The 11,565-nt window shown below is 45.2% G+C and carries 11 protein-coding genes; 7 read left to right on the forward strand and 4 right to left on the reverse strand.

From position 1 onward, the window contains the following. Nucleotides 1–242: 242 nt before the first annotated feature. Nucleotides 243–1,013 (forward strand): triose-phosphate isomerase, encoded by a 771-nt coding sequence (gene tpiA / locus OCU90_RS16220; RefSeq protein ID WP_004729704.1) that lies wholly within the window; start codon nucleotides 243–245, stop codon nucleotides 1,011–1,013. 160 nt (nucleotides 1,014–1,173) lie between these two features. Here the strand turns inward: tpiA and pfkA are convergent, their stop codons facing one another. The 3 genes from pfkA to OCU90_RS16235 all read right to left on the reverse strand — a co-directional run bounded on the left by pfkA (nucleotide 1,174) and on the right by OCU90_RS16235 (nucleotide 4,033). Next, a complete protein-coding gene (pfkA, locus tag OCU90_RS16225) occupies nucleotides 1,174–2,136 on the reverse strand; it encodes a 6-phosphofructokinase (protein ID WP_029223212.1) in 963 nt (320 codons plus the stop codon). 315 nt (nucleotides 2,137–2,451) lie between these two features. Next, the gene (gene fieF / locus OCU90_RS16230; RefSeq protein WP_061023593.1) at nucleotides 2,452–3,360 is read right to left on the reverse strand and encodes a CDF family cation-efflux transporter FieF; all 909 of its coding nucleotides are present in this window, start codon (nucleotides 3,358–3,360) and stop codon (nucleotides 2,452–2,454) included. A gap of 163 nt (nucleotides 3,361–3,523) precedes the next feature. Beyond that, nucleotides 3,524–4,033 carry a CpxP family protein gene (locus OCU90_RS16235; RefSeq protein ID WP_017077588.1) on the reverse strand — a complete coding sequence of 170 codons (510 nt, stop codon included), beginning with the start codon at nucleotides 4,031–4,033 and terminating at the stop codon, nucleotides 3,524–3,526. A gap of 187 nt (nucleotides 4,034–4,220) precedes the next feature. Between OCU90_RS16235 and OCU90_RS16240 the strand changes: the two genes are divergently transcribed. The 4 genes from OCU90_RS16240 to OCU90_RS16255 all read left to right on the forward strand — a co-directional run bounded on the left by OCU90_RS16240 (nucleotide 4,221) and on the right by OCU90_RS16255 (nucleotide 7,540). Continuing rightward, nucleotides 4,221–4,910, forward strand: a complete 690-nt coding sequence (locus OCU90_RS16240) for a response regulator (protein WP_017077587.1) — start codon at nucleotides 4,221–4,223, stop codon at nucleotides 4,908–4,910. Next, the gene (gene cpxA / locus OCU90_RS16245) at nucleotides 4,910–6,289 is read left to right on the forward strand and encodes an envelope stress sensor histidine kinase CpxA (protein WP_017077586.1); all 1,380 of its coding nucleotides are present in this window, start codon (nucleotides 4,910–4,912) and stop codon (nucleotides 6,287–6,289) included. Before OCU90_RS16240 ends, cpxA begins: the two co-directional genes overlap by 1 nt. Before the next feature lie 76 nt (nucleotides 6,290–6,365). Beyond that, complete coding sequence (locus OCU90_RS16250) at nucleotides 6,366–6,983, forward strand: superoxide dismutase (protein WP_017077585.1); 618 nt, start codon at nucleotides 6,366–6,368, stop codon at nucleotides 6,981–6,983. Nucleotides 6,984–7,060: 77 nt separating this feature from the next. Further along, nucleotides 7,061–7,540, forward strand: a complete 480-nt coding sequence (locus OCU90_RS16255) for a tRNA (cytidine(34)-2'-O)-methyltransferase (protein WP_061023596.1) — start codon at nucleotides 7,061–7,063, stop codon at nucleotides 7,538–7,540. Between the two features lie 203 nt (nucleotides 7,541–7,743). Here the strand turns inward: OCU90_RS16255 and OCU90_RS16260 are convergent, their stop codons facing one another. Continuing rightward, nucleotides 7,744–8,268 carry an FxsA family protein gene (locus OCU90_RS16260; protein ID WP_061023598.1) on the reverse strand — a complete coding sequence of 175 codons (525 nt, stop codon included), beginning with the start codon at nucleotides 8,266–8,268 and terminating at the stop codon, nucleotides 7,744–7,746. 284 nt (nucleotides 8,269–8,552) lie between these two features. On the opposite strand from OCU90_RS16260, the gene aspA reads away from it, so the two are divergent. Then, on the forward strand, nucleotides 8,553–10,004 hold the full coding sequence (gene aspA / locus OCU90_RS16265; protein WP_004729713.1) for an aspartate ammonia-lyase: 1,452 nt from the start codon (nucleotides 8,553–8,555) through the stop codon (nucleotides 10,002–10,004). A gap of 181 nt (nucleotides 10,005–10,185) precedes the next feature. Next, nucleotides 10,186–11,493, forward strand: a complete 1,308-nt coding sequence (locus OCU90_RS16270; RefSeq protein WP_061023600.1) for an anaerobic C4-dicarboxylate transporter — start codon at nucleotides 10,186–10,188, stop codon at nucleotides 11,491–11,493. Nucleotides 11,494–11,565: the final 72 nt, after the last annotated feature.

Raw genomic sequence — 11,565 nt, forward strand, 5'->3', positions numbered from 1 at the left:
TCCTATTGTTAACGCAATCGTTTGTCCCTTAATAGCAACTAACGATGAAAAATCCGAGAAGTTAGCTATTATTCTGTCTGCCGGATCACTGATATATGCTCAAAATCTACTCTGACCATTGAGTAAGATCCAAGAAAGTCATGACCACAGTCATGATCTGTTGATATTATTCTGTTATATTATTTCGTAATAAAGTTTACTTTTTTACATTCGATTTATTTAAATACTTTGGAGATATCCCTATGCGTCATCCTGTAGTTATGGGTAACTGGAAACTAAACGGCAGCAAAGAAATGGTTGTTGATCTACTAAACGGTCTTAACGCTGAACTTGAAGGCGTAACAGGCGTAGACGTAGCAGTTGCTCCACCAGCACTTTTCGTTGATCTTGCTGAGCGTACGCTTACTGAAGCGGGCAGCGCGATCATCCTAGGTGCTCAAAACTCTGACCTAAACAACAGCGGTGCATTCACTGGCGACATGTCTCCAGCAATGCTTAAAGAGTTCGGCGCATCTCACATCATCATCGGTCACTCTGAGCGTCGTGAATACCACGCTGAGTCTGACGAATTCGTTGCTAAGAAATTCGCATTCCTAAAAGAGAACGGCCTAACTCCAGTTCTTTGTATCGGTGAGTCTGATGCACAAAACGAAGCAGGCGAAACTGTTGCTGTATGTGCTCGTCAACTTGACGCTGTTATCAACACTCAAGGTGTTGAAGCTCTTGAAGGCGCTATCATCGCTTACGAACCAATCTGGGCTATCGGTACTGGTAAAGCAGCTACAGCTGAAGATGCACAACGCATCCACGCTCAAATCCGTGCTCACATCGCAGAGAAATCTGAAGACGTTGCTAAGAAAGTTGTTATCCAATACGGCGGTTCTGTTAAGCCAGAAAACGCAGCAGCTTACTTCGCACAACCAGACATCGACGGTGCTCTAGTTGGCGGCGCAGCTCTAGACGCGAAAAGCTTCGCAGCTATCGCTAAAGCAGCAGCTGAAGCAAAAGCTTAATTTAAACTTCACCGTTTAGATTAGATGAAAGGTCAACTTAGGTTGGCCTTTTTTATTGCCTATCGTTTGAGATTCAAGCTTTAAAGCCAAACAACAGGCACAAAAAAACCGCTGATAAATCAGCGGTTCTTAATACTTTTAAGCGAACGCTAAACGTGGCTTAGAACAACTCTTCTGCAACGCGGAACAGCTCAGAACGGTCTGGGTTCTGCATGTTCTCGATACAGTCGATGATGTCGTGGTGAACAAGTTCTTCTTTCTCGATACCAACACAACGACCACCGTGGCCTTCTTGAAGAAGGTGAACAGCGTAGTTACCCATGCGTGAAGCCAGTACACGGTCAAATGCAGTAGGACGACCACCACGTTGGATGTGACCAAGAACCGTTGCACGAGTTTCACGACCTGTTGAAGATTCGATCTCTTTAGCCAGTTCGTTCGCGTCCATCATTAGCTCAGTTAGAGCGATGATTGCGTGCTTCTTACCTTTCGCAATTCCATCTTGGATATTGCTGATTAGCTGCTCTTTATCTAGACCAGTTTCAGGAGTAATGATGTACTCACAACCACCCGCGATTGCTGACATAAGCGTAAGGTCACCACAGTGACGGCCCATGATTTCAACAATAGAAATACGTTGGTGAGAAGAAGACGTGTCACGTAGACGGTCGATTGAATCAATAACTGTGTTAAGTGCAGTTAGGTAACCGATTGTGTAGTCAGTACCTGCGATATCGTTATCGATAGTGCCTGGAAGACCGATACATGGGTAACCCATTTCTGTCAGTTTCTTAGCACCCATGTAAGAACCGTCGCCACCGATAACAACAAGTGCTTCGATACCGTGCTTCTTAAGGTTCTCGATGCCTTTCTCGCGAACTTTAACATCTTTGAATTCAGGGAAACGTGCAGAACCTAAAAAAGTACCGCCGCGGTTGATGACGTCAGATACGCTTGAACGGTCAAGCTTTTCAATACGGTCTTCAACAAGGCCTTGGTAGCCATCGTAAATGCCGTAAACTTCAATGCCAACTGATAGTGCGGTACGAACTACGCCACGTACTGCTGCGTTCATGCCTGGAGCGTCACCACCACTGGTCAAAACACCGATCTTCTTAATCATGCTCACCCTCGATTTTTGGGAATCTATTATTCAATTCTTTTGCTTGCCGATTGTATATCAACAAGATTTTAAATCTATATATGTGCTTTATGTTACATTTCCTCAATGGGAATAGCACTTAAATCGCGTAAATTTATGTAACATTTCTACTTCTGTAAGAGTATTACAGTTTTACTCAGTAACTTTGTTGATTCACATCAGAATCAACATTAATTGTTATGCGGTGGTTTTTGTATCACCAAAGAATTCGCAATTTTTACTCACTTTAGTTCAAAAGCCACCCACTTACCATTTGCGGGCTGCTTTTCCCACCTATTACCAAGAATGGAATTTCTGCTGCTTCTCCGGGCCAAACACCACCGAATACGGGTCTTGATGAATTAATACATCAGCATCAGGGAACACAGAGATAAGCTTGGCCTCCACTTCATCAGAAATGCGATGCGCTTCAATAAGTGGGATATTATCTTCCAATTCTAAATGCAGTTGGATAAAGCGAATCGGCCCCGAACGACGAGTTCGTAATTGATGCACACCCAACACACCTTCAATGCTCAATGATGTCTCTTTAATCTGTTTCAGCTCTTCATCTGGCAGCTTATGATCAAGCAAAGATTGCACGGCTTCCATCGCCATTTGGTAAGCGCTGTACAGGATGTAGATACCAATACCAATCGCGAACACCGAATCCGCCTGACCAATGCCAAACCAACTCAACGCCAGTGCCAACATAATAGCGGCGTTCATATAAAGATCGGTCTGATAGTGCAGTGAATCAGCCGCAATGGCTTGGCTACCGGTTTTGTTTACGACATGTTTTTGGAATCGAACCAAACCAAAGGTCATTACGATCGCGAACAAGCTGACATAAATACCAATTTCAGGAGAGTTCAGCTCATGCGGTCGGAAGAAACGCTCAATACCATTAAGAATAAGGAAACAAGCGGAACCGGAAATAAACATTGCCTGCGCTAATGCAGCAAGAGACTCAGCCTTACCATGACCAAAGGTATGTTCTTTATCGGCAGGCTGAAGAGAGTAGCGAACCACCACTAGGTTGACGACAGAAGCGGCGATATCCAACAGCGAATCAACCACAGAAGCTAATAAACTGACTGAACCTGTCACCCACCACGCAGCAACCTTCACAACCAATAATATGGAGGCAATGATGGTGGCAGCCCAAGCGGCGAGCGTAACTAAACGTGCGTATTCTTGTTTCATAAATTGGCTATAAAGTGACTAATAGCACAAAGTATAACCCGCAAACAACCGATTGAATATGACAGCCATGATGTAATACATTCATTTTTAAAGATCAAAAAAGCGGCACTAGGCCGCTTCTTTCTAAACGCTTTCAATCAATTCAGCTTTCTCAAGCCATGAATTACTTGTCTTTGTTCATGCGTTTTTCCATTTTGTCAGCACACTTCGCCATGCGCTCTTGTTGGATTTCTTTCAGCTGAGTCTTTTGCTCAGGCGTTAGTACGCTCATCATTTGGTGTTGCTTCTTAAGCATTGCTACGCGACGCTCTGTTTGCTTCTCAACCATTTGGCTTGCTAGGTCGTTTGCTGCAGCTTCATCAAAAGTATCAGCTAGAACTAGATCTTGAACTTTCTCGTGATGCGCTTTCATTTGCGCCATTTTATCTGCTTTGTTGCCTGAGTGTTTTGCTTTCATCTCAGCGCGGTTCGCTTCGCGCATCTCTTTTAGTTCTGTTTTTTGAGCATCCGTCAGGTCTAGTTGGCGCATCACTTTCTTATCGAAGCCACCACACTTACCGTGCATACCTTTGTGATCACCTTTATCACCACCGCCGTATGCAAACGCACTCGCTGTACCTAACATAAGTGGAAGTGCCGCTGCTACTAGTACAAGTTTCTTAGTCATTTTCATAATTGTTGCCTCGATTCGGTATAATAAGTCATGTATTGCGTCTGTTTCTCAGCGCTTAGATATAGATTAGTCTTTCCCTCGTAAAGTGACGTTTAGAAAGCGTAAAGAATCGTAAAGAGTGAAAGTTGACGAATAATTAGCAGTATTATTAACGTGTAAATAGTAGATAACCGATTAAGGCTTCCCAATGGCGAACATTCTTCTTATTGATGACGACACAGAACTAACCAGCTTACTTAAAGACATCCTGAGCTTTGAGGGCTTCACTGTTTCCGAAGCCAATGATGGCTATGCGGGGCTTGACGCTATCAATGATGAGATTGATCTGATTCTTTTGGATGTGATGATGCCGCGCCTTAACGGTATGGAAACGCTAAAGAAGCTGAGAGAAAACTGGGAAACACCAGTATTGATGCTGACTGCCAAAGGCGAAGAGATCGACCGTGTTATTGGCCTTGAACTTGGCGCAGATGATTATTTGCCAAAGCCGTTCAGTGACCGAGAACTGCTCGCTCGTATTCGTGCCATCTTGCGTAGAACACAGACTAACACCGCGCCTAAATCAGCCAGCGACATCATTCAATACCAAGACATCGAAGTCTTCCCTGGCAAGCAAGAGGCTTACTGTAATGGACAGATTATCGATCTCACCACCACAGAATTCGCTTTACTGAGCCATCTCATCCAAAACCCAGGACAAGTGATCACCAAAGAAGCACTGAGCTTGGATGTTTTAGGCAAAAGGCTGGCGGCGTTTGACCGCGCGATAGACATGCACATATCCAATCTGCGCAAGAAGATTCCAGAACGTACTGACGGTAAGTCTCGCATCAAAACCTTACGAGGCCGCGGATACTTATTGGTAGAGGAAGATTAATGCGCATCCCTAAAATCACCAGCTTATATGGACGTATCTTTGCTATCTTTTGGTTCACCATGTTACTGGTGCTTTTGTCGGTGCTGTCACTTCCCCATTTAGACCCTCGAGTGGCGCGAGATGTGCCCGCAGATCACCTCGATAAACTCGAGCGTATCGCTAAAATCACAGAGAAACGCTACGCCAAAGAACCTAATCTAGGCAAAATTGTGTTCCAACTTGAGGCACCACGTAGCCGCAAGGATTCTCGTGCTCGCATCTATTTAACCGACCTAGAAGGCGCTGTCCTTACGTCAAAAAGACATTCGGACTATAAGCTTAAGGCGATTCGCAACTTTGTTACCTCGATTGATAACCCTGAAGTACCAAAACAGAAACTATACGGACACTACATGGTGGCAGGGCCAGTACCTATCACACTCGCTGGTGAAGAATTACTGATGTATGCCGGAGTAAAATGGAACCAACCACCGCCATTTTTGCTGCGACTGTTTGATAGACCTTTACAACTGTTGCTTGCGGTAATGCTAGCAAGTACCCCGCTATTGCTATGGTTGGCTTGGGCATTAAGCCAACCCGCACGTAGGCTAGAGCGCGCAGCGCAACGCGTAGCAAAAGGGCAATTTGAGGTCGACCCTCAACTTGAAAAAGGCACATCAGAATTCAGACAAGCGGGTGAAAGCTTTAACCAAATGGTGGAAGCGGTAAACCAGATGATTTCGGGGCAACAGCGCCTACTTTCTGATATCTCACACGAACTGCGCTCGCCATTGACTCGTCTACGCATGGCCAATGCACTGGCAATTCGTAAGCAAGGTGAGAGCCAAGAATTAGAACGTATTGATACCGAAGCGCAGCGTTTGGAACAAATGATCAGTGAGCTACTGACGCTATCTCGTATGCAGGTCGACAGCCACATTACTCGTGAGGTTCAACCTATCTCGAGCTTATGGGAGGAGATCTTAAAAGATGCAGAGTTTGAAGCTGAACAGATGGGTAAATTACTGACGTTTTCAGAGATCCCAGAGCGTTCTATTTCGGGTAATCCTAAGCTGCTGATGAGTGCCTTAGACAATATTACGCGCAATGCTATCTACTACGGCAAAGACCAAGTGGATGTGCAATTCCATGTTGTCCAAGATCAGCTGACGATTTGCGTCAATGACAACGGTGATGGTGTCCCGGAGGATGAACTGGATTCTATCTTCAGACCGTTCTACCGAGTTTCAACGGCACGCGATCGTAATTCAGGTGGCACCGGGCTTGGCCTCACCATTACAGAAAGTGCGATTCGCCAACACAGCGGAACCATCACTGCAAGCCGTAGCCAGCTCGGTGGATTACAACTCGAAATCACCCTGCCAATCTTGCCGGCATAATACCCCCACAAAGATCGCAGTTGATAATGATTGTTATTATCATTATGGTAAATCCTCTAATTAAGGAGGATTTACCATGTCACACACTTTCCCTGCTTTACCCTACGCTTACGACGCCCTAGAACCTTACATTGATGCTAAGACGATGGAAGTGCATTACAGTAAGCACCATAGAACCTACTACGATAAGTTTGTTGCGGCTATTTCTGGCAACGAGCTAGAGCAACAGTCTCTGACCGAGATCTTCGCTAACATTTCTCAGCACAGCCCAGCGGTTCGTAACAATGGTGGCGGTTACTACAATCACATCTTGTATTGGAACTGCATGTCGCAAGACGGTGGGGGTGAACCCACGGGCGAGCTTGGCGAAGCTATCAAAAGTACTTTCGGAGATTTCGAGACATTCCAAGATCAGTTCGCTCAGGCGGCAATCAATACCTTTGGTTCAGGCTTCGCTTGGCTAGTGGTTGAAGAAGGACAACTGAAGATCATCTCGACCTCAAATCAAGATAATCCGTGGATGGATACGGTTGCCAGTAACGGCGAGCCCATTCTTGCACTCGATGTTTGGGAACACGCCTATTACATCAGCTACCAAAACCGTCGTCCTGATTACATCAATGCATGGTGGAACGTAGTGAATTGGAATGCGGTATCTGAAAACTACGCGCAGGCACTAGCGAACCAAGCGTAAGCTGAGGGTGGCGAACTGTACTCACTCAGCTTGCCACCGTATACTCTGGCTATCTTTGATTATTCTTGTGAACCAACATGTTTGATATCGCTCTATACGAACCAGAAATCGCGCCCAATACGGGTAACATCATCCGCCTATCAGCTAACTGCGGCGCAAACCTGCACCTTATCGAGCCGCTTGGTTTTGATTTCGAAGAGAAAAAAGTTCGTCGTGCGGGCTTAGATTATCACGACCTTGCACGAGTTAAGCGTCACAAGAATCTAGAAGCCTTCCTTGAGTATCTAGAGAATGAACGCGAGGGTGATTTCCGCATCTTTGCTTGCACCACTAAAACGACAGGTCACCACGTTGATGCAAAATTCCAACAAGGTGATGTGTTGATGTTTGGCCCTGAGACTCGTGGCCTGCCTGCTGAGTTCATCGAAAGCATGCCAATGGAACAACGCATTCGTATACCAATGATGCCAGACGCGCGTAGCCTAAACCTATCTAACGCGGTTGCTATTATTGCATTCGAAGCATGGCGACAAATGGGCTTTGAAGGCGCGGTATAACCCAATCTCAGTAAATCAATCTCAGTAAATAGCCGCTCACTCGGCCTATTACCTGTTCCTGCTAGCAATCGTAAATAGCAGGTAACATGCAATAAAAAAGGCTCTTACCATTATCACTTGCTTGCGAAGGATAAAGGTAAGAGCCTTTTCTGTTTTTCCCTCTATATAAAGAAGAGAGAAAAACAAAGAATAGAAAAAACGGATTAATTTAAGCGGTTACGATCGTTGTCGTCGTCTTTCTTCTCAAACTCACCCTCAAAGGTGTTGCCGTCTTTTGATTGGTCAGATGGACCTGGATTGAATGGGTCTTGTCCAAATGGGCTCTGGCCAAAACCAGCTTGTCCACCCGCATGGAAACCACCAGACATATTGGTCACCACCATTTTTTCCATCATTTTCTTGGCAATCATCGCTCTTGGTGCTGGTAACAATACCAACATACCGAGTGCGTCCGTCATAAAGCCCGGAGTCAGCAGCAATACGCCTGCAACCGCAAGCATCACGCCTTCAAGAATCTGTTGTGCTGGCATTTCGCCTTGTTGCAACCGACCTTGAACAGACATAAGTGTCTGAATGCCTTGGCTACGAACAAGCGATGCACCCACAAATGCAGTGATCAAAACCAACGCGATAGTTGGCCACAATCCTAAGAAGCCACCAACTTGAATAAATAGCCCAATCTCAATGATGGGTACGAAGATAAAGAGTAATAATAAGATAGGAAACACACGCCCTCCTTTGTTACGTCCAGTTTACGCTGAAAGCCCTACCAATCTCAAATTTATCCTGTAAATAAGCGTGTTTATTGACCCGGAATAAGTTTGCTAAATATTGACGAAACAAAAACGAAAAAGGTGATCAACTTAATATTTTTATGCGCTAAGTACAGTATCATGTGCCACATAAGTCAGGACGGATTTATCAGCCCAATATTCTAGCGAACGGAGTATTTGCACACAGAATAGGCTAATAACTAACTATATAATCAGAATAATTCTCTAAGGATCCTGTTATGGCTACTCAATCAGAAGCTCAAGTTGAAGCTCCTCAAGCTACTCGTCTCGAAGAAGATCTATTAGGTCAACGTCATGTTCCGGCTGATGCTTACTACGGCATCCACACTCTACGCGCAGTTGAAAACTTCAACATCTCAAATGTAACGATCTCAGATGTACCTGAATTCGTTCGCGGTATGGTGATGACAAAGAAAGCAGCGGCTTTAGCAAACAAAGAGTTAGGTGTAATCCCAAGCGAAGTGGCTAAGTACATCATCGAAGCTTGTGACCTAATTCTAGACACGGGTAAGTGCATGGATCAGTTCCCATCGGATGTATTCCAAGGTGGTGCTGGTACTTCTGTAAACATGAATGCTAACGAAGTTGTGGCAAACGTGGCACTTGAACTTATGGGCAAAGAAAAAGGCCAATATGAGTTCATCAACCCGAATGACCATGTTAACCGCAGCCAATCTACAAACTGTGCTTACCCAACAGGCTTCCGCATCTCTGTTTACAACAGCGTTCGTAAACTGATCGATGCTATCGAATACCTAAAAGGTGCATTTGAGCTTAAGAGCCAAGAATTCAACACAATTTTGAAGATGGGTCGTACTCAACTTCAAGATGCTGTACCTATGACGGTTGGCCAAGAGTTCCACGCTTGGGCTGTAACCATCAACGAAGAAATCAAAAACCTAGAATACACTTCAAAACTACTGCTTGAAGTTAACCTAGGCGCAACGGCTATCGGTACTGGTCTGAACGCAGCTCCGGGTTACCAAGGCCTAGCAGTTAAGCACCTAGCAGAAGTAACTGGCCTAGAATGTGTAGCGGCTGAAGATCTTATCGAAGCAACGTCTGACTGTGGCGCATACGTAATGACGCACGGTGCACTTAAACGTCTAGCGGTTAAACTGTCTAAGATCTGTAACGACTTACGTCTTCTTTCTTCAGGTCCACGTACTGGCTTCAACGAGCTAAACCTACCTGAACTGCAAGCGGGTTCTTCAATCATGCCTGCTAAAGTAAACCCAGTTGTACCTGAAGTAGTAAACCAAGTTTGCTTTAAAGTTCTAGGTAACGACAACACGGTTTCTTTCGCAGCAGAAGGCGGTCAGCTTCAATTGAACGTAATGGAACCTGTTATCGCACAAAGCATGTTTGAGTCTTTAGACATCCTAACAAACGCATGTGTGAACCTACGCGACAAGTGTGTAGACGGCATTACTGTGAACAAAGAAGTCTGTGAATCTCACGTATTTAACTCTATCGGTATCGTAACTTACCTAAACCCATACATTGGCCACCACGAAGGTGACATCGTTGGTAAGATTTGTGCGGAAACAGGTAAGAGTGTTCGTGATGTAGTTCTAGAGCGCGGTTTATTGAGCGAAGAAGAACTTGATGACATTTTCTCTGTTGAAAATCTGATGCATCCTCAGTATAAAGCTAAACGCTACGAATAACGGTAGCGAGAAAGGGCTCCAAACGGAGCCCTTTTTTAGGCTCCAATACGGTTAACCTTGCTGATCTTGTGGATTTCCGTTAGTTGCATTTTTGCTTAATTAAACCTAAACCATAGAACTATTATGTGAACATTCCAGTGGCGAATGTTCACATAATAAAATCTAAAATGAGGTGTTACTTATGATTGCAGTAGAACTATTTGTCGTCCTGCTCTTTATCTTTTTGGGGGCCAGAATTGGCGGTATCGGTATTGGTTTTGCCGGTGGTGCTGGTGTTATTGCCCTTTCATTAATTCTTGGTGTTCCAACAAGCCAATCTTTTATCCCGGTCGATGTAATTTTGATCATCATGTCGGTTATCACCGCAATTGCAGCAATGCAGGTTGCTGGCGGTATGGACTGGTTGGTACAAATTGCAGAAAACTTTTTGCGTAAACACCCTGAACGTATCACCTTTTACGCGCCGATTGTGACCTTTGTAATGACACTGATGGCGGGTACTGGTCACACAGCATTCTCTACGTTGCCTGTTATTGCAGAAGTAGCAAAAGGCCAAGGTGTTCGTCCTTCTCGTCCACTGTCTATCGCAGTTGTAGCCTCTCAAATTGCGATCACAGCTTCGCCTATTTCGGCAGCAGTTGTGGCTTTCGCAGCGATGCTGGCACCCTTTGGTGTCGATTACCTAACGCTATTGATGGTTTGTATTCCAACAACCTTCATCGCTTGTATGGTTGGTGCGGTTGTCGCGAACTACATGGGCAGCGAACTGAAAGACGATCCTATTTACCAAGAACGTCTAGAGAAAGGTCTAATCAAGCTAGCAACAGAAGAGAAACGCGAAATTCTACCAACAGCGAAGAAGGCGACTTACATCTTCCTTGCAGCGATTGGTTTTGTTGTTTGCTACGCAGCCGCTATCTCTAGCTCTGTTGGCCTAATTGAAAACCCAGCACTAGGCCGTAACGAAGCGATCATGTCTGTGATGCTGGCAGCAGCAGCGGCAATCGTGATGTTCACTAAGATTGATGCAGCGAAGATTTCTTCGGCTCCAACATTCCGCTCTGGTATGACTGCGTGTGTATGTGTACTGGGTGTGGCTTGGTTAGGTTCAACGTTTGTGAATGCACACGTTGCTGAAATCAAAGACGTTGCTGGTGCTCTACTGGCTGACTACCCTTGGATGCTGGCTCTTGTTCTGTTCTTCGCTTCTATGCTGCTTTACTCTCAAGGCGCAACAACGGTTGCACTGATGCCTGCAGCTCTAGCGATTGGCGTAGCACCACTAACAGCCGTGGCTTCTTTTGCTGCGGTAAGTGCACTGTTCGTACTTCCAACTTACCCTACGCTACTGGTAGCGGTTGAGATGGATGACACAGGTTCAACGCGTATTGGTAAGTACGTATTTAACCACCCATTCTTCATTCCTGGTGTGGCAACAATCAGTACAGCGGTAGCACTCGGCTTCGCATTCGGCGGTCTGTTTATCTAACACTCGCTGAAAAACCAAACCTAAAAGGAAGCTTCGGCTTCCTTTTTTCTTTTCTGCACAATGTGTTTATTT

The organism is Vibrio splendidus, from assembly GCF_024347615.1.
In the GTDB taxonomy this organism is placed as follows: Bacteria; Pseudomonadota; Gammaproteobacteria; order Enterobacterales; family Vibrionaceae; genus Vibrio; species Vibrio splendidus.

What these genes read in the sequence shown, in the direction of transcription:
- OCU90_RS16250 (WP_017077585.1), top strand. Translation starts at nt 6,366, where the DNA reads ATGTCACACACTTTCCCTGCTTTACCCTACGCTTACGACGCCCTAGAA.
- aspA (WP_004729713.1), top strand. Translation starts at nt 8,553, where the DNA reads ATGGCTACTCAATCAGAAGCTCAAGTTGAAGCTCCTCAAGCTACTCGT.
- pfkA (WP_029223212.1), bottom strand. Translation starts at nt 2,136, where the DNA reads ATGATTAAGAAGATCGGTGTTTTGACCAGTGGTGGTGACGCTCCAGGC.
- tpiA (WP_004729704.1), top strand. Translation starts at nt 243, where the DNA reads ATGCGTCATCCTGTAGTTATGGGTAACTGGAAACTAAACGGCAGCAAA.
- OCU90_RS16240 (WP_017077587.1), top strand. Translation starts at nt 4,221, where the DNA reads ATGGCGAACATTCTTCTTATTGATGACGACACAGAACTAACCAGCTTA.
- OCU90_RS16255 (WP_061023596.1), top strand. Translation starts at nt 7,061, where the DNA reads ATGTTTGATATCGCTCTATACGAACCAGAAATCGCGCCCAATACGGGT.
- fieF (WP_061023593.1), bottom strand. Translation starts at nt 3,360, where the DNA reads ATGAAACAAGAATACGCACGTTTAGTTACGCTCGCCGCTTGGGCTGCC.
- OCU90_RS16235 (WP_017077588.1), bottom strand. Translation starts at nt 4,033, where the DNA reads ATGAAAATGACTAAGAAACTTGTACTAGTAGCAGCGGCACTTCCACTT.
- OCU90_RS16270 (WP_061023600.1), top strand. Translation starts at nt 10,186, where the DNA reads ATGATTGCAGTAGAACTATTTGTCGTCCTGCTCTTTATCTTTTTGGGG.
- cpxA (WP_017077586.1), top strand. Translation starts at nt 4,910, where the DNA reads ATGCGCATCCCTAAAATCACCAGCTTATATGGACGTATCTTTGCTATC.